Below are 24,304 nucleotides of genomic sequence, written 5' to 3' on the forward strand. Positions count from 1 at the left end.
GAGTTTGTATTAAGGGCGCTCAGTAAGCTTGTGCCTAACAGACTTGTCCGTAACTTCGTTATTGGACAACCTAACAATGTAGTTACCGATGTCTTCAGCCGTTACCCAGTCAGGAGTGGCTTGCAATGCACTCTTCCTTGTATTGACCATTGTATAGGCAGCGACGGTGTAAACATTATAATGATGACCTTCGGCCTCCTTGGCAAATACTTCCGTCATTTTGTTTTGGGCTGCCGAGACTACTGAAATAACACCTGACCAAGGGATGATCATTTCCTGTGCGCCTCCGTTGATATTGATATAGGTACCGCTTTCCTGTTTTTTTAGGATAGGAATAAAGGTGCGGGCAAAAACAAAATGGGCTCTGAGGTTATTGTCCATCACCATATCCCAATCATCGATGGGCATCTCATCCAATGTATGTCCTGCATACCAGCCACCAATACTGGCAATGACGAGGTCGATGTGTCCATACTGTTCAAGTACTTCTTTCTTGAAGTCTTGGGCGCCATCATAAAGCCCGATACTGGCCCTGATACAATTCAGTTTGCCACAACCTACATTTCTGACATATTCTTTCAGGTTGACTTCCTTGTCTTTGGAGCGAGTTGGGACAATTACCGTAGCCCCTTCTGACATTAATACCTTGACAATCCCTTCGCCAACACTTCCTGTCCCTCCAGCTACAATTGCGATTTTATTTTCAAGTTTCATATTGTTGTACTGTTTATGAAAGTCATATAAGAATGGTTTTTCATCGTATGTTTTTGAAAAACAGCCACTTTAAGTTAGTTAAAAAGCAGGAGAATAGAGGAGGGAAGAAAGGATTAAAAGGAAGGACATTTCAAATCGTTTTGCCTATGCAAGGCGTTTTGAGCAGCGTCAATACAGAGAAAACCGAGCAGTGTGGTGATTGGTAATTTTAACGTGAATGATGGATTGTACCGCTCTTTCATAGCTGAACGTATCGTTTACATGACAATGGACTAAAGTCCATCGCTGATTTATTTTGTTCCTTCGGGACTTATACCCTGAAAGGGCGAAATAGCGATATTTCAATCCATAACTCACATTAATTTTCTAAGGTGATGCATGATTAGATCCCATGCTTTTGTTTATCTTTTTCAAAAAAATAAGTATGAGAGACATCTTTATAGCAGGTGAACATATAGCGCCAGGAGAAAAAAAGAAATTGAACCTTCAGATAGCTCGCCTTCCCACAGGAACACTGATCGATATTCCAGTATTTGTAAACAGAGCGGAGCAGGATGGGCCCACGCTCTTGCTAATGGCAGGAATGCACGGTGATGAGGTCAATGGAGTGGAGATTATGAGAAGAATGATGGCAAGGGGGTATACAATTCCGATGAAAGGAACCATCGTGTGCATTCCTATTTTGAATGTGTACGGTTATCTGATCTTCTCCAGACAGACACCGGATGGAAAAGATGTCAACCGTATGTTTCCAGGTTCCAATCATGGCTCTTTGGGAAGTAAAGTTGCGTACACCTTGATGCATGAGGTCATCCCAATGATCGACTACGGTGTTGACTTTCATACAGGAGGTGCAGAGCGGAGTAATTACCCGCAGGTGCGCGGAAACTTTAAGGACCCGATCAGTTTGGAGTTGGCTGAAGCTTTTGCTGCACCGTTTATGGTTAACTCAGGGTATCGACCCAAGTCGTTGAGAAAGGAAGCATTCAACAAAGGGAAACGTATCTTGGTCTATGAGGCAGGGGAGTCTTTGCGCTTTGATGCGGATGCCATTGAGGAAGGAATCTCAGGAGCCAGAAGGGTCATGAAGTACTTGGGGATAATTCCGGATGCAATGGATCCCATCTACAAGCCTCGCAAGATTATCAAGTCCTCATGGGTGAGAGCCAGAGCTGCGGGACTGTACAATAATATTGTGAACAACGGTAGTTACGTAGCGCGCAATGAAGTGCTGGGAGTTGTGTCTGATCCTTTTGGAGAGTACGAAAAAACCGTAAGAGCGCCTCATGCAGGCTATGTGATTGCGGTGAATTACAATCCGGTAGTCAATCGAGGGGAAGCCTTGGTGCACTTGGGGACAGAAGGATAATTTTTTGGTGAAAAAAGAAACCCCTGCAAGCTGCTGCTCACAGGGGTGGAAACCATTTATCAAATCCAAAACATTTTACAGTGTTCCTCTCAGTTCTTGCTCTCTCTCAATTGCCTCAAACAATGCCTTGAAGTTACCTTTACCAAAAGATTTAGCTCCTTTACGTTGGATAATCTCAAAGAACATGGTTGGTCTAGGCTCAATAGGTTTTGTGAAAATCTGAAGCAGGTAGCCTTCGTCATCACGGTCAACCAAGATACCCAGTTTACGGATAGCTTCGATTTCTTCGTCGATATGCCCAACCCTTTCAAGAAGCGTCTCATAGTACGTTTCTGGTACTGTCAGGAATTCAATACCTCTACTTTTCAGCTCTGCCACTGTAGATAAAATATCATTGGTTGCTACTGCAATATGTTGTGCGCCTGCACCTTCATAGAAGTCAAGGTATTCCTCCACCTGAGATTTTTTCTTGCCTTCAGCCGGTTCGTTGATCGGGAACTTGATACGTCCGTTGCCATTGCTCATCACCTTTGACATCAGGGCTGTGTAGTCAGTTGAGATGTCCTTGTCGTCAAATGAAATCAGTTGCGCAAATCCCATCACTTCAGCATAGAATTTCACCCAAGTGTTCATTTGGTTCCATCCAACATTACCTACCATATGGTCTACATATTCCAAACCGATAGGAGTAGGGTTGTATTCCGTTTCCCATTTCTGGAAGCCAGGTAGGAATATACCGTTGTAGTCTTTTCTTTCTACAAAAATGTGTACAGTATCTCCGTAAGTGTGAATGCCAGAGCGGACAGTCTTTCCAAAGTCATCACTTTCTTCTTTAGGCTCCATATATGACTTGGCACCACGCTTGGTCGTTTCTTCCCATGCTTTGCGGGCATCATCTACCCAAAGTGCAATCACTTTTACACCGTCACCGTGCTTGTCAATATGTTGACCGATTTCAGTGCCTGACTTCAGAGGAGAAGTCAACACAAGTCTGATTTTACCCTGTTGCACTACATATGACTGTGTATCACGGTTGCCTGTTTCCAGTCCAGAGTAAGCCAGTGACTGGAAGCCAAATGCTGTTTTATAGAAGTGAGCCGCCTGCTTGGCATTGCTTACGTACAGTTCTAGGTAGTCTGTACCATTCAATGGCAAGAAATCTTCAGCAGTCTCCAGTTTTTTATCGAATTCGCTTTTAGTAGTGTTCATGTGTATTGTATGGTTTATGGTATTGTGATGATTAGTGATTGTACCAAGACTTGTAATAGTCCTCCTTTTCAATCTCCATGGCAGCCTGTGTAAGCTTAAATGGATGGAAAGGGTCAACCATTACAGCCAGTTCACCGGTTTCTTTCTTACCGATGCTACGTTCAACAGCCCCTGGGTGAGGTCCATGAGGAATTCCTCCAGGATGTAGCGTGAAGTAGCCGGCATCAATATCGTTACGGCTCATAAAGTCTCCGTCCACATAATACAGCACCTCATCAGAGTCTATATTGCTATGGTTGTATGGCGCCGGAATAGCCTCAGGGTGGTAGTCATACAATCTTGGACAGAAGGAGCAGACTACGAAGTTGTGTCCTTCAAAGGTCTGATGTACGGGAGGTGGCTGGTGAATACGCCCTGTTATTGGTTCAAAATTGTGAATCGAGAAACCATAAGGGTAGTTGCAGCCATCCCAACCTACGACGTCAAATGGGTGTGAGGCATATACCATCTGGTGGATCATGCCCTGCTTCTTGATTTTGATCAGAAAGTCACCTTCTTCGTCATGCGCTTCAAGGTCTTGTGGCAGTTTGATGTCACGTTCGCAATATGGCGAGTGTTCCAAGTACTGCCCGAAGCTATTGATGTAGCGCTTAGGCGGGTAGATCGGACTGAATGATTCAATCACAAGCAACCTGTTGTCTTCCGTATCAAATTCCATTTGGTAAATGGTACCTCTTGGAATCACAAGGTAATCACCGTACTCAAAAGGAATGTTTCCCATCTGCGTCTTCAGTGTACCGGTTCCTTTGTGAATGAAAAGCAGCTCATCAGCTTCACCGTTTTTATAGAAGTAATCCGTCATGGATTTACGCGGTGCAGCCACACCCATGTGCACGTCATTATTGAACATCAGTGTTGTTCTGCTCTCAAGAAAATCATCCTTCTGAGGAACGTTATACCCGATGAATTTTCTTGATTGCATGTTTTTCTCAACGGCTACTTTTGGCGAGACATCATAAGCATCCAGCATCTCCTTTATGCGAGTAGGAGGTTGCATGTGATAAAGCAGTGATGACACACCTGAAAACCCTTCTGTACCAAAAAGTTGTTCGTGGTACAGACTGCCATCCGGTTTTTTAAAAACCGTGTGACGCTTTTGCGGAATAGATCCAAGTCTATAGTAGAACGACATGTGTCAAATAGTTTAATTGGTTAGTATGAGGTGTTGTTAATCCCTCTACTACATGTGTTTATGGTTAAATGTGTCTGAAAATTAAGTTGTTTCCAGTATGCTGTTTTGTATCGTAGTGCTACCTTATTAACCAATAGGCGAAACAGGTAGTTTAGGTCTTCTTTAGGATCATAATTATTTTCTGTACTAGATGAAATATGTCGTATTTAATTCTGTCTATTATTCAGAAAATAAATAAATGTTTATTTTGTGTTTTTGTATTAATGTGCAATTTTATTCCAAATTTATGATATTATAAGGTGAAGTAAATTGCTGATGATAAATTGTAATGTAACTTGGAAAAAAGGAATGTGAAAATTTCTTTTTGCAGAAGATGTTTCTTTTCTGAGGATTGATTGTTTGAGCTGATTAGAAAAAAAGAATGACTGATAAACAACTGGACGAAACAGACAAAAAAATCCTTGAAATCCTTCAGGATGATGGACGTGTAACTATCAAGGGAATGGCGGAACAATTGGGGCTCTCGACCACTCCTGTATTTGATAGGGTAAAGCGTCTGGAGAAAAGTGGCTACATAGACAAGTATGTGGCTTTGCTTAACCCAAATCGCATTGATCGGAAGATGGTTGCGTTTATACAGATTTCACTTAAGAACCATACCCGTTCCTATCTGGATAAGTTTGCCGAAGAAATGGGAGCCTTGACAGAAGTGATGGAATGCTACCATGTGGCTGGAAGTTTTGACTTCCTGCTAAAGGTAAGTGTAAAGGATATGGATGCTTACCGAATTTTTATCCTTAATCATCTCTCCACAATATCAAGCATCGCACATGTTGAGACATTTTTTGTGTTGCAAAAAAGCAAGTATTCGACTTCCTATAAGCTCTAGGTTGTAGTTGTTATATTTGTTGGATTACAAGAAATAAGAATTTCGAGACATGAGTTTTAAGAGAGAAAACCTACTTGATATTGTTTGGCGGGAGATCCCAAGAGCCATTGATCCAATAGAGAAATTGACATGGGACGAGATAAAGAAAAGTGCCTTGCTCGAAGATGTCACTTATATCTATGAGTCATTGGGAGGAAAGGGGGACCTTTCTCGGTTAAAAGCCCCTGACTGGCATATAGAATTGGATGGTAATATAGTGTTGCAACTTGATGAACAGTTGCACTTTAACAGGTTCCGTAATTTGACATTGCGTTCAGCCATTTATCGGGAAGACCAGGGTTTTTCGGTACAGAAATTCAGAACCTATTCACGTAAAAAAGAGGATGAATGTCTTAAAACAGGAACGCAAGCCAAATATTGGACGACACCTTTTGCTGAAAAGCATTTTGGTGAAGGAGCAAGGCAAGGTGACCTGAAAGGTGGTGGTGCTCCAGCATGGAAGTTACTTGCCTTTTTGGACTATTGGCAAGACCTGACAGCAGCCTTAAAACCCGTAAAAGTGATCCGGATTTCTATCTGGGATGAACTTATGCTCGGAGGAAAGTTGGTGAGTATCAACGATATCTTGACAAACCCAGCTGAAAAAGAAGCAGAAGCATTGGTGAGTTACCTCAAGCGACGTGTTCAACCTGTAAAATAACCACTGAACTATTTGTTTTCACCGTCAGTCAAAATTGGTTTTTTATCATATTGAATGATTGCCTATTTTTTGGAAATTTTTGAACCTAGTTGGAAATGAATTGCTACTGACAATAGATTCAATTAGGAAAATAGTCGTTATGCATCAACAGGGAAGGTGAAAGCCTACTCTGGCTCAGTTTTTTTTGATAGACGAGATAGATTAACTACAAATGACCATGAAAAAGAAAGTAACACTGGCTTTAGCTGCATCACTCGTTGCATGCAGTGCATTTGCACAGATGCCAGAAAAGCCAGAAATGGTGTCAAATGAAAAAGAAATTACACTGGAAGGACAAGAAGCTTTACTAAAGAAGTACATGTCCACCATTACAAAAGAGGAACTGAAGGATCACTTGATGCTGTTTGCTTCCGATACGTTTGAAGGTCGTGAGACTGGTGAGCGTGGTCAGAAGATGGCGGCGGATTATATTGCCCAGTTCTTTTTTGAAAGAGGACTTACTGGTCCTGTAAAAAATAGTCCTAACCCATACTTCCAGCAGTTTGAGCTGAACAGCAAAAGCTTTGGTGATTATTGGTTAGAAGCCAATGGTTTCAAAGCAAATATCTTTGAAGACTTTTATCCTTATGGCAACTTTGAAGTAGCTGAGTCAGATACGGAGTTGGTATTTGCTGGTTATGGTCTTGAGACAGAAACATACTCAGATTTCAAGAACATTGATGTAAAAGGCAAAGGTGTTGTCATCCTTGAGCAGAACCCGAAAGACAAAGAGGGTAACCTGATTGGAGGAGAGGCAAACCTGAGACAGAAGATCAAGACCCTTAGTGATAAGGGAGCTAAGTTTGTAGTAGTAGCCCAAGAATCTGATAAGGCTTTTCAGGCAAAGCTGAACATGTACAAAAACTATCTGCAAGGTGCAGCGCTGTCGTTCAAAGAAGCTCAGACAGCACCATTCGGTATGCTTTTCACAAGCCCATCTAACGCAGCGAAACTGTTGGGTGTAGATGCAGGTAAGTTTGAGAAAGCACTGGCAAAAGCAGAAAAGAAAGGTGAGTCTCCTGCGGGCAGTTTTTCAGCAACAGCTAAGGTTAAAGCTGAGTTGTTGAAGCGCAAGGTGAGAACGGAAAATGTATTGGGCTTTATTGAAGGAACGGACCTGAAAGACGAAATCCTTGTAGTAACGTCTCACTACGATCACGTTGGTGTTACTGATGGCGTAGTTTACAACGGTGCGGATGATGATGGTTCAGGAAGTACGGGTCTGTTAGAGATTGTAGATGCTTTCTCTCAGGCTATGAAAGACGGTAACAGACCAAGAAGAAGTATCCTGTTTATGACCTTTACAGGAGAGGAAAAAGGTTTGTTAGGTTCTGAATACTATACAGACCATCCGGTATTCCCATTGGATAAAACAGTGGCAGACCTGAATATTGACATGATTGGTCGTGGCGATGAAGCGCACAAAGACAACCTTGACTTTGTTTACATCATTGGTTCAGACATGTTGTCATCAGACCTACACAAGATCAGTGAAGCTTCTGCTAAGAAATTTACGCCTGAGCTGACATTGGATTATCACTATAACCGTAAGGATAGCCCTGAGCGTTACTACTACCGTTCAGACCACTACAACTTTGCGAAAAATGGTATTCCGGTAATTTTCTACTTCAATGGAACACATGAAGACTACCACCAGCCTACTGATACTCCTGACAAGATTCAGTATGAGCAGCAAGCGCTAAGAGCACAATTGGTTTTTGCTACTGCTTGGGAGTTGGCTAACAGAGCGGAACGTCCAGTGGTAGATCAAAAAGAAGAAGAGAAGGCAGAAAACTAATCATTCCTGCTTTATAAGAAATAGAAAAAGCCATATCAAGCAAGCTGTTTGATATGGCTTTTCACTTTATAAATGATATCCGTATAGCATTTGCTTATAGCCAGACTTAGATGGCGAAGTAAGCAATGATTTCTAGAGCACCAACGGCAAGACCAGCCACTAATCCATAGAGCATGGCTTTTTCCAATACCTTGCTTGGTACCGCATCTCTTTTTTTCATGTATTGCCAGATTTAAGGTTCTTGCTTGACTTGCTTGTTACCTACATTGGCTTTAGCTGAAGCACATTTAATTGTGATAGGTTGCTTTACAAGTATAAGCACTTGATTTATGGTATTTGCAATAATAAACGTTTAGTTTACATTTTCAAATATTCAACTGGATTCTTCTGCGCTATAATTACCATGCATAACCGAAAGAAATCCCTCCCCCATTGTGTAAATGTATGCTCTCTAATAGCTGGAGTATACATTATTCGTATCAAGTTTTCCTTGATCCTGCTTTGATAACGATACCCCAGATTCCAAAAAGGAACCAGTTGTGTTCTTCCTGTCTTTTGAGTAGCATCTGTCGTATTGTCTTTGGCATTGAAAAAGAAAAATGGTGTTGCTCTAAACCCGATCTCTAAAAAATGGCGCTTTTTCCCAATCAAGTAGTTGAGCATTAATGGGATTGCTATATAGTTAGCATTGTCAGATTTATTATCGTCGGGCTTAATTGAAAAAGAGGACAATCCAATGCGGGTACCGAATCCTCGATTGGTACCCTTTGTCAGTCTGAAATCATAATTGAGGGAGTAGAGTATACCATTTCCTCCAAACTCAACGAACATAGTGTGAAGTAGCTCATCTGGTGAAGGACTTTCATCTTTCTCTTTAAGATAATGCTGAGCTTTGAGGGATGCCGTGTTTAGTAATAGGAAATAGGATAAGGTTAAAATGAAAAAATAGTACAGACGCATTGTTAGAGGATTTCGTAGATAAAAAATTGGGTCACCTAATATAATCCAATACTAAGTAGAATGTGAAATCAGTGTGCTTTTGAGTTGGAATGAATGGAGAGGAACTTGTAAAAACAAAAAAGCACATCAACTGATGTGCTCTTTCTGTTTGTTCTATTCAAAAATTAACTTAGAAAATGTATCTCACAAAGGCTTCCATGGCTGCATATTTTGATAAGCCAAGGGAGTCATAGAGTTCCGCTGTTTTAGCATTTCTTTCTTCAGCTCTTTCCCAGAATTCACGGTCATCATCACCTTGGAACATCACATTGTCTTTTTGTGATTGGTGATGGAAGATCGCTTTACGTTTTCTGTGTACCTGCTCAGGCGACATCGGTACTGCCATTTCAATTTCATGGACAGGCCATTCGTGCCATGCACCTCTATAAAGCCATACCCAGCAGTCTTTCATGTAGTCTTTATCCTTCAACTCCTCGAGTGAGGCAAAGATCGCATCCAAACATACACGGTGAGTGCCATGAGGGTCAGCTAAATCACCAGCAGCATAAATCTGGTGTGGTTGTACCTTTTCAATGATCTTGGTAATGATAGAGATGTCCTCTTCACTGAGTGGATTTTTTCTGACCTTACCCGTTTCGTAAAATGGCATATCCAAGAAATGAACACGCTCTTCAGGGATATTCATGGCACGCATTGCAGCAAGTGATTCCTCACGTCTGATTTTTCCCTTGATAGCTCTTACTGCAAACGAGTCAATATCTCCCTCTTCTTTAGCATTCAGGAAACCTAAAATCTCCTTGAACTGACTTTTTGACTCAGGTGTACTGAAATTGAAGTGGTCGTTGAATGACTTAACAAAGCGAGCATAACGACGTGCATCATCATCAGATACAGCAATATTACCAGATGTTTGGTAAGCTACATGAACCTCATGACCTTGCTGTACGAGACGGTCAAGCGTACCTCCCATCGAGATAACATCATCATCAGGGTGAGGAGAGAAGATCAGTACACGTTTCTTTGCTGGCTCAGCTCTCTCAGGGCGTTGTGTATCGTCCGCATTTGGCTTACCTCCAGGCCAACCTGTAATCGTGTGCTGCAGCATATTGAATGCCCTGATGTTGAGGTCATATACAGGACCATGAACAGTTACCAACTCATTTAGTCCACTCTCATTGTAGTCATGCTCAGTCAGCATCAAAACAGGTTTGTTGATTTTCAGAGAAAGCCAAACGACTGCTTTCTTGATCAGCTTATCGTCCCACTTACACTCTCTTACCAGCCAAGGGGTTGTATATCTTGTCAATTCCTGAGAAGCAGGTTCATCGAGGAATACCGTTACATTCTCATGTTTTTGAAGGAAAGTAGCAGGTACCTTGTCAGAAATTTCACCTTCTGTCATTCTGCCAACAATCTGTGCTTTACCAGAACCCCAAGCCATCATCACAATGCGTCGAGCTTTCATGATAATGCCTACACCCATTGTGATAGCTCTTCTTGGTACGTTGTCCAATCCGCCAAAACCAGCTGCTGCATCTTTACGGGTTAAGGCATCCAATGTTACCAATCTGGTTCTTGAGGTCTCAGTAGAGCCTGGTTCATTAAAACCAATGTGACCTGTACGACCAATACCCAGGATCTGGATATCGAGACCGCCCGCAGCCTTTATTTTCTGCTCATATTCAGCACAGAAAGCATATATATCTTTGATGTCAAGTGTACCATCAGGAATGTGAACATTCTTCATATCGATATCGATATGGTCGAATAAGTTCTCTTTCATAAAGCGTACATAACTGTGTACTGACTCAGGTTGCATCGGGTAGTATTCATCGAGGTTAAAAGTAACCACGTTTTTGAAACTCAACCCGTCTTCCTTGTGCATTCTGATCAGTTCATCGTAAACTTTTAGTGGAGATGAACCGGTAGCCAGTCCCAACACGGCTTTTTCACCTTTTTCGGCTTTATCCCTGATCAAATCAGCGATTTCACGTGCAATTTCAATAGACCCCTCTTGTGCTGAATCGAAAGTAAGTGTTTGTAACCTCTCGAATTCTCTATCTGGCATTACTGCGTTCATGGTATATCTTATTTGAAGTGGAATGTTGTTAATCAAATGTATTGTTTATTGGCTTTTTCTAACCAAGGTTGACGTTCCTATGAACAGAACAATGGTAGCAGGATATAATGCTCGTTTGTTCGCTTCCTACCAAGACAAAGATGGTTATATAATTTCTCAGAAAGTATCACTGAAACTGGGGAAAAGCAGAAATACCAAGAAGTGGTTATGAAACAGGGTGTGAAATGCTGCTAACTATTTTTTTCATGGAATGTTTAAATTTTTTGTAAATATTATTAAATTTGAATGAATTGTATTTGAGTAATTATTTATTGCATTACTCAAATATATAGATCTTTAACCTACTATCATTCAATCTATTATTATGAAAAATCAACTATCAGTGATGCTATGCATTTGCCTATGCATCTTTACATCCATTTTGTGTGCTCAGCAGCCTGACTCCTTGAATTCCCTTCCAACAAAAGCAGACATTCTCAACCTTGATCTTCCTAAACAGCCTTCAGCCAAATGGTATAAGTCAACCTTGTTCAAGACAACAGTTGTACCTGTAGCACTAATTGGTGGCGGTATGGCACTTTGGAATCAGAGAGATGAGGTCAAGGCATTGAGAGATCAGTATTTTGCAGACTTTCACACCTCTATTGATGACCACATGCATTATGCTCCTATAGCGGCAGTTTATGGGTTGAACCTTTTTGGCGTAAAAGGAAGAAATGGCGTAGGGAAGGCTACACTTTGTTTATTAGCCAGCTATGCTATTGCTTCTCCTATTGTAGCAGCCTTGAAAAAGAATACTAATGTCACTCGTCCGAGTGGAGGCGAAAACTCTTTTCCTTCATGGCATACTACGAGGGCATTTGTTGCAGCGTCTTTTCTGCATAAGGAGTATGGAAAGAAAAGTATCTGGTACAGCATAGGTGGTTATACCGTGGCTACCGCTACGGGTGTTTGTCGGTCGCTAAACAATGCCCATTGGGTGTCGGATATTTTGGTGGGAGCCGGAATCGGAATTCTGACAACGGAGGCAAGTTACCTGTTAATGGATTGGGCATCCGGCAAGTTGAAGAAAAGAAAGCTTGGAGACGCGTTGAAGTAAAAAAAGCGCATATTTAGCAATTGGAACATTCAATTACTTTTTAAGCCAATTGCATAATGAAAATAAACATACTGACAGGTTGCTTACTGATATTATTGTTTGCTTGCTCTTCTGAAGATAAAGTGAATGTAAAGATTGTATTGGAATCACCTGAATTGGAAGCAGACACCGAAGTCTATATTACAGGTAATGACTCCTTGCTTGGTAATTGGAATCCTGGAAAGGTGAAGATGAAAGCGAAAGGCAACGGGCAATGGGAAAAGACAGTAGCAGTATTACCTGAGACACCTTTGGCATTTAAGTTTACCCTTGGTTCATGGGAAAGAGAAGGAGCTGATGCGAATGGACAACCATTGCCTGATAACTCATTAAAAGTACATGCTGATACATCAGTAAGTTATGCGGTGAACTTCTGGAGAAATGGAGAGAAAATACCAGTAGAAGGACAGGTTACAGGTATTGTCAAGTATCATAAGGCAGTAAGAGGCAAAGGACTTCAACCTCGGGACTTGATTGTGTGGCTGCCACCTAATTACGATGATGAGGAAGGCAAAAATTACCCAGTGCTTTATATGCACGATGGCCAGAATATATTTGATCCTAATACAGCTTCATTCAAGGTAGATTGGCGAGTGGATGAAACAGCTGATAGCCTTATCAGACGTGAGCTTATCGAACCCATCATCATTGTGGGAATTTACAATACAACTGATCGCTCTAAAGAATATATACCAGGAAAGAAAGGAACTGCTTATATGGATTTTGTGGTCAATACGGTAAAACCAATGATAGATGAAAAATACCGTACACTGCCAGATCGTGAACATACAGCAACAGGTGGCTCATCAGCAGGTGGGATTATTTCTTTTATGCTGATGTGGGAGTACAATGAGGTATTCTCTAAAGCTATTTGTATGTCACCAGCCTTTAAAATTCAAGATATAGATTTTGTGGATGACGTATTGGATTATACAGGTCCTCAGAAAGATATCAAGGTATATATTGACAATGGAGGAGTTGAACTTGAGGAGAAGTTACAACCAGGAGTAGATGAGATGTTGAAAGCACTTAAGTCAAAGGGCTATAAAGAAGGGGAAGACTTTTGGTGGAGACATGACCCAAAGGCAAAACATTTTGAAAGTGCTTGGGCAAAACGAATGCCGGATGCTTTGGAGGTATTATTTAGGAAGTAATCAATCTGCTATTCTTAATGTTTGATATTATTTTTCATTCAAAACTTTCAATAATTATTGAAAGTTTTGAATTTCTGTGTTACATTTGATTTATGAAATACGGAGAGGCAAAAGAAAGGTACTTACAGGCTTGGGGAAGCTTGGGTAGCAGTTGGGGCGTGAGTCGTACAATGGCACAGGTTCATGCACTGTTGATGATCTCTACACAACCTGTTTCTACTGAAGAAATAATGGAAGAGTTGTCAATCTCAAGAGGGAACGTAAATATGAATGTTCGTGCATTGATCGATTGGGGTTTGGCTGAAAAGGTTTTTGTTCCTGGTGAACGCAAAGAGTTTTTCCGAACAGACAAGGATATTACGAACCTAGCTGTTCAGGTAGCGAAAGAGCGTAAGAAAAGGGAGCTGGAACCAATCCTTAAAGTTCTTTCTGAAGTAAATTCAGTAGAGGGGGATAGTCATGAAGTAGAGGAGTTTAGAAAAGTAACCACAGACTTACATCAGTTTGCATCTCAGTCTGATATGGTCTTGGAGCGATTTATCAACCAAAAGAGTAATTGGTTTCTGAAAATTCTAGGAAAACTCACCAAGTAATTTTTTTTATTCAAAAGTTTCAAAAATTATTGAAAGTTCAATAAGTATGAATCAAAATGAAATTGCATTTGGCTTGTATCTGATTGTAGCCACATTGACCACTGTTCTATTGGGAAAAAAGCTTTATGTCAAAGGCGAGGTATTCTTGAAGAGTATTTTTTCTGGAACTCCTAAACTGGTACAGCCAATCAATACAATTCTACTTATTGGCTTTTATCTGGTCAATATAGGGATGGTACTAGTTTACTTTACTCAAGAAATGAACCTATTGACAGTACTGGATATAGTGGAGTTTTTATTGACAAAGCTTGGGGGGATCTATTTGATAATAGGAGGGATGCATATGTTTAATTTATCTCTGTTCCTGTATTTGGAACATAAATTTGATTTATAATATCTAACTCAAAACAACATGGAAAATCTAATTATTGTAAAAGCTTATGTAATCTATTTACCAATTGTAATTGGCTTGACAGCATATGTAGCACATCAATTGTTCAAAAACAGTAAAGTGTTTATGCTAGATATTTTTCATGGTAGGGAAGAGATTGCAATGGCTACAAATCAGCTCTTCAAGATTGGTTTTTATCTGATAAATCTAGGGGCAGCACTTTTCATTCTTAAAATTTATCAACTTTCTAGCAATCAGGATATGATTGAAAAGCTTAGTTATAAAATTGGAGGTTTTTCAATCTACTTGGGTATTACTTTGTTTATGAACCTGTATCTATTTTTTAGAGGCAAAAGAAAAGCCAATACAAAAAGAATGGCTCTGAATCATGGGATGACTGAGGAATAAGGTATTTGAGTGTGAGTATTCCCAATATGGTTAGGATATGATGACATTACTATTTTTTACTAGAACTATGAATTATAAGAAGTTTTCTTTTTTAGTACTCCTGTGTTTTGTTGGGAGTCAGTTATTAGCTCAAGGTTATGAAACGGGAAAAATAAAAAGGGGAGTAAAAGTGGGGGTGTGGATGTATTATGATCAGAATGAAGAATGCCCCAGCTTAGTGATAGATTATGATAAGGCTTCAGTAATCTGTATTAAGCCTGATCATGAAAAGTACATGGTTAAGTTAGATTCCTCAAATTGGGTTCTAAGTGAGTTAAGTCGGCAGCCTCGATACATAGGCAGTTATCAGGAATTAATGCGAATTTTAGGTAAAAACATTTCTTACCCCAAAGTAGCTAAAGCAAAAAGAGTACAAGCTCAGGTATTTCTTGAGTTTGAAATAAGTGAGCATGGTCGAGCAACTAAATACCAAGTTTATAATGACCCAAATAATTACTTTACAGATGAAGTTATAGAAGCCTTTAAGTTAGTTCCTGACCTATGGTTAGCAGGTATTTATCAAAGTAAAGCAGTTCCAGCTAAAATGCTGATACCTATAGAATTTAGGATAAATAATTTGGATGCAGACCTTAATGGTATGACAGAATCTGATTTTTTAGGCAAAAAGCTAAATACTGTAGTAGTTATGGCTTATTTATAACGGATCAATATTTTTACAAGTTAAAGCGTATATAAGTAGCTTGGATTATATTAACCCCATCAATTAATTAACTGATGGGGTTATTTCTGAAATTTGAACATCCATTAAAAACCACAATGCATTCCAATAGGTGATCCATCAGGGATTTTTTCAACTTGATGGTCTGCAAATGCATCTGGGTTGAGCTTAAATCGCTTGATTTTTTCAGCCAATAGTAAGTTGTGTGCTTGCCATTCCGGAGCTTTTGACTTTTTGTTTTTCAGCCAGTTTTCCAGATTCTCTATTTGATAAAGTGCAATGGCTTTAGCCTGACTACTAGCAGAACTATTGGCTGCCAATCCCAATAAGTAATGCAGTGTTCTCTCATTGACCATTCGCTGTATTTCACTTTGGTAACTGTCTGGATTGGAATTGTTATCATCCATTTTTATGGTTGCATCCAGCAGTGTATTGGTAATATCCAACAGTGAAGGTTGTGTCTTGTCCATTGCATGGTGTTGTATCAGTCGGGTAGCCCGTTGTCCATTTAGCAGAAGGCTGAGACAGTGGTTGACCGAACTTTCAGCAGCAGCAATAGGATCGAAAGTAAGACCTGTATGTGACCCAAAGTGTTCTCTTGTTTTACTATACCCCATAGGCATCGGAGGTATATTGTTCAGTACTTGGTTAGGCACACTTAAAAACTGTGGTGTCAAGGTTTTGAGTAATGCATCGAGCGCTTGTTTTTGTTCATGAGGTGTAACAAAGCTTACTGCTTCCTGCCCGTCTCCCTTGACAGCATAGGTGTAGTGTATTCCTCCAATCACTTTTGCGGTAGCTTCCGCCTGATAACGATGCATAAGATAGACAGGAACCAATATGTCTTCAAATGTAGCCATTGGGCTGCCATCAGAGAGGCTGTTTGGGTTGATTTTCTGTAAGGCAACTTCTCTGACTTTGATTAAACGCTGAAGCTCTTGGGCTGCGTTTTGTCCATTGTCCCAAAGGTGTGCGTTTGCAGCTGCACTGCCATATGGACGTGCATCACGGTCTGAAAGGTAACGCAATTCTTTCTGGAGACTTTCTTGAATGATCTTTTCAAGTGCTGTTGGTTTGTCAGATCCTTCAGGGAAGTCACTGTAACCCCATTTAATTACCTGCTTGTCCCATTCGCCAATTCCGGTAGCATAGGCATTTGAGATGTCAATGCTGCCATTTTCACTTAACTCAATAAGTGGATGTGGATAGTCCATAACAGATGCCCTGTTATTCACACTGGCGGCAAAGTTATGGGCAATGCCCAAGGTATGTCCCACTTCGTGTGCAGCCAGCTGACGCAATCGTGCCAATGCCATGGCTTTCATCTCTTCTGTTGGGTGTACACCATCCTCAGATGGACTCAGAAGTCCCTGTGCGATCAGGTAATCCTGACGTACTCTTAAAGACCCCAAGGAGATATGTCCTTTGATGATTTCACCTGTTCTTGGATCAATTACTGATGCCCCATAACTCCAACCTCTGGTGGATCTGTGTACCCACTGAATAACATTGTATCGGACATCCAAAAGGTCTGCATCTTCAGGAAGCAGCTCGACACGGAAAGCGTTTTTGTAACCTGCTGCTTCAAAAGCCTGATTCCACCACGAAGCACCTTCCATCAATGCTGAACGAATTGGTTCTGGAGCACCACGGTCAAGGTAATACACAAGCGGTTCGATGGCTTCGCTGACAGAGGCGGCAGGGTCTTTCTTCTTGAGCCTATGACGGACTGGAAGTCTTTTGGTAAGCGGTTGGTCAATAGGAGTGGCATAATCCTGATAGGAGATGGAAAAGAAACCTGAGCGTGGGTCAAAAGGTCTCAGTTCAAAGTCATTGTCAGGCAATTCAATAAAGGAATGTCGCTGTCTGACTGTAATAGCTTCAGGACTTGGTACTACTGATCGAACCCAAGAGCCTTCAGGGCTTCCAGTGAAGGTCAGGATTACCTCAAACTCTGAATTCTTTGGAAAACTCTTGGTTCCCTCCTTATAAATGGCAGAGCGGCTACCGTCAAGTTTGTAATTACCTTGTTTGGCATTTTTGAGGGTGCCAGTGACATTATGAACATCACGAATAAAGAAGTCTGTAGCATCTACCCAAAAAGCACCATTTTCTTCCTTTTCAATCTTAAAGCCCCAAAGTACCGATTGTGCAAAAGCTTCCCTAACAGACTTAGCTTCCTCTGGATTGTCACTGACTGCACGGTAATCATAATTGGGTTGAATCAACAAGATTTTGTTACCTGCCCGTTGGAACTTTACAACTCTGTTGTGTCCTAACTGCCCTCTATCTAGCCCTATATCATTGGAGCCAACTCCACTGACAAGCGAATTGACATAAAGAAACTCCTTGTCCAGTTGATCGATTTTCAATTGAACTTTCCCAGTTTCTGTAGCATAACTGAAATCTATAAAACCCGAATAAGTAACCTCCTTGCTAAATCCTGAAGGAGCGTAAAGTGATAAAAAAGTAAGAATGAGAAATCCTAAAAAGAATTGGCTGTTTGTCTTCATAGTCAAAAGTTTAATTATTTGACTATAATTTATGAAAATAATATGAGAGTCATTGTAGGTGTAAGTGTTTAGTTGATTGTAGGTTAGGATGTAGCAATGAAATAAGTTTTAATCTTCAATTAAGTTAAAAGGAATGTTATTCTCCTTACATTTATCCAATAGCTTTTCAATGACTAGATTCAGTAAATCTTGATTTAAATCTCTCTTATAAATGAATTTTTTTACAATATCATTTTTGCTGGTAATGCAGATTTGATCCTTTTTTAACTTGATGTGTTGAATGTTGTTAAAACTGATTTCATGCTGTTCATTTAAGATGCCGAGTCGCCACTTAATTTTTTCTTCGCTTATTTCTAGAAATGGTGAAGTAGAAAAAAGAGACATGTCAAACATCCTTTTTATAAATCTTGGTAATTTCTTCTTAATAACGGTAGTGGAGAGAATAAGCACTGATAGTTCTAGTATAAAGAAAATATTAAGCAGGTCTTTTTCATAAATATATTCACTTATCATAATTAGATCCATAAGCAGCACTACGGAAGTAACTCTTTTTATTTTTCTGTCAATCTTGTGGTCATGGTCTGTTTTGTCCCTTCCGTGTACTACTTTAAAATAGCCTTCTTCCTTTATTATGGATAAATTGAACTCTTCTTTAATCATGGGTTAATTAAAATTGGATGTTCAAAAAGTATTGATTATTAGTTGTTTAGTTGGGTTGGTTCTCAGATGTATTTGTGGGATCCATCACAGTTAGGCATTTTTTTGGAATGTCCACATATACAGTCATTCAAACCCTTTCCATTGAGGATTCGCATTGTGTTTTTCTCAATCCTTGATTCACGGGTCTTGGATTGTTTAGGTTGTGAAAAGTGGAGTAGGTATCCTCTTTGTCTTCCAGGAGTCAGGTTTTCAAAAGCAGCTTTAAAGTCAGGGTCTTTCTCAAACTTTAGTTCTAATTCTTCTGGTACACTAAACTCTACGGTCTTTTTTGTTTCTACACTCAAACCTGCTTTCTCTACCTCTATTGCTTCAAATATATAAGCTTTGATAGTCGGCTCTAGCTTTTCAATTTCAGAAATGTCTGTAAATCTTATTTGTCGTGCAGATTGAACATTCTCAGTTTGCTGCACTAAAATACCTTCAGCATCATTGAGTAAAGCCCCTTTGTGAAATAGGAGTGCACAATAGTTTTTAAACTCATGAATTAAAAGGACGTTATTCTTTTTTAGAGTGTAGCAAGGGTGCATCCACTTATATTCTTCTTCTAGCCCACATTTGGCAACAATAGCTCTTAGCCTTGTCAGCTCTTTTTGCCATTTTCCTACATTGCTTAAGTATTCATCAACTTTAGGGTGCATAGTATTATGAGTGTTATATGTTTGATGCTTGTAACCGGTAGATCATCAGTAGGTTTGTTGTTCGTATTTATAATTGATCTTATCGTTAGGTTACATTTAAATAGTTAAAAATTTATTTCGGATAACTTACTGATAAAAAGGAAACCCAACCTAATATTATCCAAATAATAAACCTAGAGAAAGAGGGGCGATAGTAACGTGTTTTTTTACCTAGTTAAGGAGTAAATAGTCATACCTTCTTGGTAACCTTATGGCTGATAGAGCAGTTTATGAGTAGGGTAGTTAAATCAGGGAATGTTTATTTCTTAAACTGGCTTAAGTTTTTTCTGTATCAGGACTTGTAAGTTTGCTTAATATTAAGTGACAGTACGAACCCAGCAATGTAAACCGTTAACATTATTGGGTTCGTGTTGTTTTTGAATTTATAAAAGGTACTGTCAGGACTCCAAAAGCAGCTCATTCTGTTGACTTACTCATATTTACATAAAGCTTCCTTATATTATTGCAGTCTTAGAACTTGAAGTTATGAAAAAAACAATCGTTGTCGTTGGTGGTGGGTTTGCCGGAATTGAATTTGTCAAGAAGATGGCTAACAATGAACACTATCAAGTAATCTTGGTAGATGTGAATAACTATAACTTTTTCCCTCCATTGATCTATCAGGTCTCAACCGGTTTTATGGAGCCTTCAGCCATAAGTTACCCGTTCCGAAAGATTTTGCGCAAAAAGAAAAATGTCAGGTTTCGATTGGGTGAACTGAAGAGCGTCGTACCGGAAGAGCAAAAGATTGTTCTAAGTAATGGCGAGTTGCATTATGATATTTTAGTCATGGCAACAGGTACAGAGAGCAATTTTTTTGGTAACAAGAATATTGAGCAAAACAGCTTGCCAATGAAGACCATCAGTGATGCACTTTCGCTACGTAATACAATTTTGACAAGACTGGATCGGGCTACCCGATTTGAGGAAAGGGAAGAGCGAAAGAAGTTGCTCAGCTTTGTCATTGCTGGGGCTGGTCCTACAGGGGTTGAGCTTTCGGGTATCCTTGCTGAAATGAGGGCTTCTATTATGAGAAAGGACTACCCAGAACTAAGCCAAGAGGATTTGGGTGATATTTTCCTGATTGATGGTAACGATGCTGTATTGGCTGTAATGTCCAAAGATGCACAGCAGTATTCGGAAAAGAAGCTTCGCCAGTATGGGATTGAAATCAAGCTGAATACCTTGGTGAAGGATTTTAAAGATGAGACGGTTTACCTGTCTGACGGAACAGAAATTCCTTCCAAAAACTTGATATGGGCAGCAGGGGTGAAGGCAAAGCAGTTTGAAGGTTTTAACGCTGAGTGCATTGGACCTGGTGGGCGTATGAAAACAAATGCCTATAACTTGGTGGAAGGGTATGATAATATCTATGCCTTGGGTGACTGTGCTATTATGTTCACGGATGAAAACTATCCTAAAGGACACCCGCAACTTGCCCAACCTGCGATTCAGCAAGCTAAAAACCTGACAGAAAACTTATCAAGGGATAAAGACCGCTGGAAACCTTTCAAATACAAAGACAAAGGTTCATTGGCAATTATTGGTAGAAATAAGTCAGTGTTGGATTTTCCAGATCAGAAGCATAGCATGAAAGGATTTTTTGCTTGGCTGATATGGATTTTTGTCCACATCATGGGCTTGGTAAACTTCAAAAATAGGGTTCGTACATTTTTCAACTGGATTGGCTATTATATATTCAAAGACCAGTCTTTCAGGATGATTATCAAACCTAGCAGAAGAGATAAGAGTAAGGATGCATAGGGGATCAGTTGATCTAAAAATCTAAATTATATAGGAAAGTAAAAAGACCTTCATTTCTGTACTGCCAGAATATGAGGGTCTTTTTAGCTTAAGATGAAGTACCTTTAATAGCCTGTTACTCCTCTAGCTTTTTACCAATCACTTTTTCATTTTCCTGAATCAATGTTACACTGATTGTTGTTCCATTTTCATCCTGACTGAAGGTTAGTTGGGTTTGATGACACTAATAATGAGGAAGTTCATTTTATTTGTTCAACAATGTATAAAGTATTGGATATCCTTTCAGTCAATTCAAAATCCCTTGATTCAAAGTATAGGTAACCTTCTTCTATTTTCTTAGCACTCTCTTTAATCCACTCCTTAAGTAGCTCCTTGTCATTTTGTTCAAGTTCTTTAAAAATGACCTTTCTATTGTTATATAGGTCAGCATAATAAACTTCTACAAAATCAATAAAATTGCTGTATCCATTTGAAGTGATTTCAAGACTCCAATCTGATAACATTAATGGTAATTCTCTAAGGATTTTATAAAGCTCAATAAATACATTGTGTTCAAAATAGCTTCCATAATTTACATCATATCTCCACCAAGCCCAGAAAAAACGTATGATTGCATCTCTTTCAGCCTGGTCCCATTCCATCCATTTGCCATATTCGAGCTTTCCAAACACAACAAGGACATCCTTCTAAAATAGTATTAAAAGGGTACTTTGAGAAAGTCTTATATAAATCCTCTATAGCTATTTCAAAAGCTTCTACCATTTTTGTTCAGTCATCTGCGTAAACTTTCTTATTTAACTAAATTGAGATTCTGATAATATAAACTCATTAATTAGTTTTCTTTTGACTATTTAACTGCTCTAACTTTTCCTTTGACAGCGGATTGCCATCTATTTCAATAGCCTTGCCGTATGATTCGGCTGCCTTATCAGTGCTCCCTTCTGAAAGATAATAATCCCCTATGGAATCATGTACATTGGAGCTGTTTGGGAAGTTTTTGACATTCAATGCGAAAAATAAAATGGCACCTTGCAAGTCTTCCTTTTGCAGAAAGAAATAGCCTAAGTCATTGACCTGCTCCTGACTAGGTAATACTTCATATTTCAATTTTTCAGATACATTCTGGTAATGTCCTATGACTTTGCTAAATAAAGCTTCTCCTGTAATTTCAGGAGTAGTTCTAAGGATTTTGTCAAGGTCAAGAACATGCCAACTGAAGAAATATTTTAAGCCTTCATATGTGGAAACCGTTGGGACACTGATATGATTTTCGTTTGAGTAAAACTTCCATTGATAGGTCAGTTGATTGCTTACCATTTGGTCAAGTGCCTTTGCAAAAGTCAAGGTAGATCGTATGGTAGAAGTAACCCAAGTAGTGTCCTGAAGGGCAGTAAGTGTATCCATACTAGCAGGCATTGTATTGGCTACAGCCATATAGAGTAACTTGTCTTTGTAGCTTCCATTTTGAAGTAGCTCAACAGACTGATGATAAAACCGGTTTTCATGGGATTTGAGGCCGGGGTCAATAGCCAAGTAATTGGTGAAAAGTTCTGGATGGTTTGTGAGGGTACTAACAACAAATGACCCACCCGTGGAGTGACCAATCAATGTACGGTATGGAAGAGTAGCGTACTTGCTGTCTACATAGGGTATCAATTCACTTTCGATAAAGTTGGTAAACTTTTCGATACCACTGGAGGCAGGTTCACCTTCTGCCGGATCGTAGGGCTTTAGGTCTCTCTGGCGGTTGGTGTTGGGAATTGCGACAATGATTGATTCAGGACAAGAGGTATTGCCAAAAGAACTCATCTGTTTGACTAATCCAGCTGTGGAATGGAAGTACGCATTTCCATCCAGCAAGTAGATAACAGGGTATCGGGCATCACTAGCACTATCAAACGAGCTGGGGAGGTAGATCCAAATGCTTCTTTGCTCTTGAAGTACTGCTGAATATAGACTGTCTACTTTGCCAATGGTCAGTAGGTTATTGTCTTGTGCACGACAGTAAAATGCCGATAAAGAAATTAGTAGAACGGTTAAGAAGTTTTTCATATAAAGTCTATTGTTTTAGTTCTGTATCAGTTTCTCAATGCTATATCTATTTCTTCTTCAAGTGCAAGTGATGGTTCGTTAATGTTAGAATTAATTATTTTTCCATTTTTCCCAATAAGAATGTACCTAGGAATTGAGTTAATGTTGTAGTGGTTTCCAAATGCTGTATGCGTACTATTCTCAATAAAAAGGTCAAAGCCATCATTAGTAGGATTATCTTTTTCAACAAAGTCTAACCATCTATTCGTTTTTTCGTCAACAGAAATCATTAGAATCGCTAAGTTTGAGTTGTCTTGGTATTTCTTTGCAAAATCTTTAATTCTAGGTCTATGATTTAAGCATGGTCCACACCATGTCGCCCATGTGTCGATTAAAACAACTTTTCCTTTGAAATTTTTTAATTGGACTTCTTTTCCAAGAGTCGTAATTATTTGTTGAGAAGATGAAGTTCATCTCTTTGCTGATGAATTCATTATTGCTAGAGTGTAAATAGTTTAAAAGTGAATCACAAGAACTACTAGAGCTAACGTTGTTGTTGGAGATGTTGATTTCAAATTTTTTATTTGGTTCTAAATATAGGAGGTGGGAGTTCAGAAGCGGAATTGTATTTTTAGGTTTCCCCATTTTAAGTTTACCAAATGTTTATCTGTTATTTCACACTGAAAATTGGAGTTTTTGGGTTTAGCCAATGAGCTTATGATCTAGCTTGTTTGAATGCCTGCTTTTTGACTTCAATTTCAGTAAGCTTCAACTGGATTTCTTCTATATCTTTACTGGCCACATAACCTTTTACCAAAGCAGAGATAATTATAATCTTCATAAGTATTCCATTCGCTAAACTAGGAGGGTATATAGCACCAGCCAATAGGGTGAATCCTATATAAATGCTTATACCTGCAATGATTGATTTTCTTGGTTTTTTGCCAGCCAGAAGAGCAAGTCCTGCAAAAGTCAAGACATAAATGGTTGCTATAACAGTAAATACCGTGTTGTTTCCGTTTATGCCTTGAAATATGCCAAATACATTAATCAGTGCAATGGCTAAAAGTATTAATCGGGCTTCTCGTACCTTTCTTTTGCAAGAAAGCATCAGGTTATAGTTGATCACTTCATCTTGCCTGTTTATTTTTTCTTCTTGATTGATATTCATGAGATTTAAAAAGTTTTGATTAAAAAAAATAATTTGTCAAAATACAATCTAAAGTAAATCCTTATATAGTACAATC

General features: G+C 39.4%; 23 protein-coding genes. 11 read left to right on the top strand and 12 right to left on the bottom strand.

Annotation, left to right across the window (positions count from 1 at the left end; all coding sequences use genetic code 11):
• Positions 1-9 precede the first annotated feature (9 nt).
• Positions 10-714 (bottom strand): SDR family NAD(P)-dependent oxidoreductase, encoded by a 705-nt coding sequence (locus tag V6R21_RS06670; protein ID WP_334241989.1) that lies wholly within the window; start codon positions 712-714, stop codon positions 10-12.
• Positions 715-1,138: 424 nt separating this feature from the next.
• On the opposite strand from V6R21_RS06670, the gene V6R21_RS06675 reads away from it, so the two are divergent.
• Positions 1,139-2,083: a succinylglutamate desuccinylase/aspartoacylase family protein gene (locus tag V6R21_RS06675; RefSeq protein WP_334241990.1), complete on the top strand. Its 945-nt coding sequence runs from the start codon at positions 1,139-1,141 to the stop codon at positions 2,081-2,083.
• Positions 2,084-2,158: 75 nt separating this feature from the next.
• Here V6R21_RS06675 and hppD read toward each other — a convergent pair whose 3' ends face one another.
• Positions 2,159-3,292: a 4-hydroxyphenylpyruvate dioxygenase gene (hppD, locus tag V6R21_RS06680; RefSeq protein ID WP_334241993.1), complete on the bottom strand. Its 1,134-nt coding sequence runs from the start codon at positions 3,290-3,292 to the stop codon at positions 2,159-2,161.
• A 31-nt stretch (positions 3,293-3,323) separates the two neighbouring features.
• Positions 3,324-4,484 (bottom strand): homogentisate 1,2-dioxygenase, encoded by a 1,161-nt coding sequence (locus tag V6R21_RS06685; RefSeq protein WP_334241994.1) that lies wholly within the window; start codon positions 4,482-4,484, stop codon positions 3,324-3,326.
• A gap of 421 nt (positions 4,485-4,905) precedes the next feature.
• Here V6R21_RS06685 and V6R21_RS06690 point away from each other — a divergent pair, with 421 nt between their 5' ends.
• The 3 genes from V6R21_RS06690 (at position 4,906) to V6R21_RS06700 (ending at position 7,910) form a co-directional block, all read left to right on the top strand.
• Positions 4,906-5,373 carry an Lrp/AsnC family transcriptional regulator gene (locus V6R21_RS06690; protein ID WP_334241996.1) on the top strand — a complete coding sequence of 156 codons (468 nt, stop codon included), beginning with the start codon at positions 4,906-4,908 and terminating at the stop codon, positions 5,371-5,373.
• A gap of 49 nt (positions 5,374-5,422) precedes the next feature.
• On the top strand, positions 5,423-6,073 hold the full coding sequence (locus V6R21_RS06695; RefSeq protein WP_334241999.1) for a DUF7255 family protein: 651 nt from the start codon (positions 5,423-5,425) through the stop codon (positions 6,071-6,073).
• Positions 6,074-6,290: 217 nt separating this feature from the next.
• On the top strand, positions 6,291-7,910 hold the full coding sequence (locus V6R21_RS06700; protein ID WP_334242001.1) for a M28 family peptidase: 1,620 nt from the start codon (positions 6,291-6,293) through the stop codon (positions 7,908-7,910).
• A gap of 357 nt (positions 7,911-8,267) precedes the next feature.
• Here the strand turns inward: V6R21_RS06700 and V6R21_RS06705 are convergent, their stop codons facing one another.
• Together V6R21_RS06705 and nagB are read right to left on the bottom strand one after the other, a co-directional pair.
• A complete protein-coding gene (locus V6R21_RS06705) occupies positions 8,268-8,870 on the bottom strand; it encodes a hypothetical protein (RefSeq protein ID WP_334242003.1) in 603 nt (200 codons plus the stop codon).
• 169 nt (positions 8,871-9,039) lie between these two features.
• Positions 9,040-10,950 carry a glucosamine-6-phosphate deaminase gene (gene nagB / locus V6R21_RS06710; protein ID WP_334242005.1) on the bottom strand — a complete coding sequence of 637 codons (1,911 nt, stop codon included), beginning with the start codon at positions 10,948-10,950 and terminating at the stop codon, positions 9,040-9,042.
• 364 nt (positions 10,951-11,314) lie between these two features.
• Between nagB and V6R21_RS06715 the strand changes: the two genes are divergently transcribed.
• From V6R21_RS06715 to V6R21_RS06740, 6 genes are all read left to right on the top strand, one after another.
• Positions 11,315-12,049, top strand: coding sequence for a phosphatase PAP2 family protein (locus tag V6R21_RS06715; protein ID WP_334242007.1), 735 nt, complete (start codon positions 11,315-11,317; stop codon positions 12,047-12,049).
• Positions 12,050-12,105: 56 nt separating this feature from the next.
• Entirely contained in the window at positions 12,106-13,242 is a 1,137-nt protein-coding gene (locus V6R21_RS06720; protein WP_334242009.1) for an alpha/beta hydrolase-fold protein, read from the top strand.
• Between the two features lie 92 nt (positions 13,243-13,334).
• A complete protein-coding gene (locus V6R21_RS06725; protein ID WP_334242011.1) occupies positions 13,335-13,835 on the top strand; it encodes a GbsR/MarR family transcriptional regulator in 501 nt (166 codons plus the stop codon).
• A 46-nt stretch (positions 13,836-13,881) separates the two neighbouring features.
• Entirely contained in the window at positions 13,882-14,229 is a 348-nt protein-coding gene (locus V6R21_RS06730) for a hypothetical protein (RefSeq protein WP_334242012.1), read from the top strand.
• A gap of 18 nt (positions 14,230-14,247) precedes the next feature.
• Positions 14,248-14,634 (top strand): hypothetical protein, encoded by a 387-nt coding sequence (locus tag V6R21_RS06735; protein ID WP_334242015.1) that lies wholly within the window; start codon positions 14,248-14,250, stop codon positions 14,632-14,634.
• Positions 14,635-14,671: 37 nt separating this feature from the next.
• Positions 14,672-15,334 (top strand): energy transducer TonB, encoded by a 663-nt coding sequence (locus V6R21_RS06740; RefSeq protein WP_334242017.1) that lies wholly within the window; start codon positions 14,672-14,674, stop codon positions 15,332-15,334.
• A gap of 104 nt (positions 15,335-15,438) precedes the next feature.
• On the opposite strand, the gene V6R21_RS06745 is transcribed toward V6R21_RS06740, so the two are convergent.
• The 3 genes from V6R21_RS06745 to V6R21_RS06755 all read right to left on the bottom strand — a co-directional run bounded on the left by V6R21_RS06745 (position 15,439) and on the right by V6R21_RS06755 (position 19,223).
• Positions 15,439-17,865 carry a zinc-dependent metalloprotease gene (locus V6R21_RS06745; protein ID WP_334242019.1) on the bottom strand — a complete coding sequence of 809 codons (2,427 nt, stop codon included), beginning with the start codon at positions 17,863-17,865 and terminating at the stop codon, positions 15,439-15,441.
• A 108-nt stretch (positions 17,866-17,973) separates the two neighbouring features.
• Positions 17,974-18,525, bottom strand: a complete 552-nt coding sequence (locus V6R21_RS06750) for a hypothetical protein (RefSeq protein ID WP_334242021.1) — start codon at positions 18,523-18,525, stop codon at positions 17,974-17,976.
• Positions 18,526-18,587: 62 nt separating this feature from the next.
• Complete coding sequence (locus V6R21_RS06755) at positions 18,588-19,223, bottom strand: DUF1801 domain-containing protein (RefSeq protein ID WP_334242023.1); 636 nt, start codon at positions 19,221-19,223, stop codon at positions 18,588-18,590.
• Positions 19,224-19,748: 525 nt separating this feature from the next.
• Here V6R21_RS06755 and V6R21_RS06760 point away from each other — a divergent pair.
• A complete protein-coding gene (locus V6R21_RS06760; RefSeq protein ID WP_334242025.1) occupies positions 19,749-21,026 on the top strand; it encodes an NAD(P)/FAD-dependent oxidoreductase in 1,278 nt (425 codons plus the stop codon).
• Positions 21,027-21,265: 239 nt separating this feature from the next.
• On the opposite strand, the gene V6R21_RS06765 is transcribed toward V6R21_RS06760, so the two are convergent.
• The 4 genes from V6R21_RS06765 to V6R21_RS06780 form a co-directional block, all read right to left on the bottom strand.
• Positions 21,266-21,667 carry a hypothetical protein gene (locus V6R21_RS06765; protein ID WP_334242027.1) on the bottom strand — a complete coding sequence of 134 codons (402 nt, stop codon included), beginning with the start codon at positions 21,665-21,667 and terminating at the stop codon, positions 21,266-21,268.
• Positions 21,668-21,854: 187 nt separating this feature from the next.
• Positions 21,855-23,078 (bottom strand): alpha/beta hydrolase-fold protein, encoded by a 1,224-nt coding sequence (locus V6R21_RS06770; RefSeq protein WP_334242029.1) that lies wholly within the window; start codon positions 23,076-23,078, stop codon positions 21,855-21,857.
• A gap of 26 nt (positions 23,079-23,104) precedes the next feature.
• The gene (locus tag V6R21_RS06775; protein WP_334244916.1) at positions 23,105-23,509 is read right to left on the bottom strand and encodes a TlpA family protein disulfide reductase; all 405 of its coding nucleotides are present in this window, start codon (positions 23,507-23,509) and stop codon (positions 23,105-23,107) included.
• A 263-nt stretch (positions 23,510-23,772) separates the two neighbouring features.
• Positions 23,773-24,228: a hypothetical protein gene (locus V6R21_RS06780; RefSeq protein WP_334242031.1), complete on the bottom strand. Its 456-nt coding sequence runs from the start codon at positions 24,226-24,228 to the stop codon at positions 23,773-23,775.
• Between the last annotated feature and the right edge of the window lie 76 nt (positions 24,229-24,304).

Origin of the sequence: Limibacter armeniacum, from assembly GCF_036880985.1 — a bacterium.
GTDB lineage: Bacteria > Bacteroidota > Bacteroidia > Cytophagales > Flammeovirgaceae > Limibacter > Limibacter armeniacum.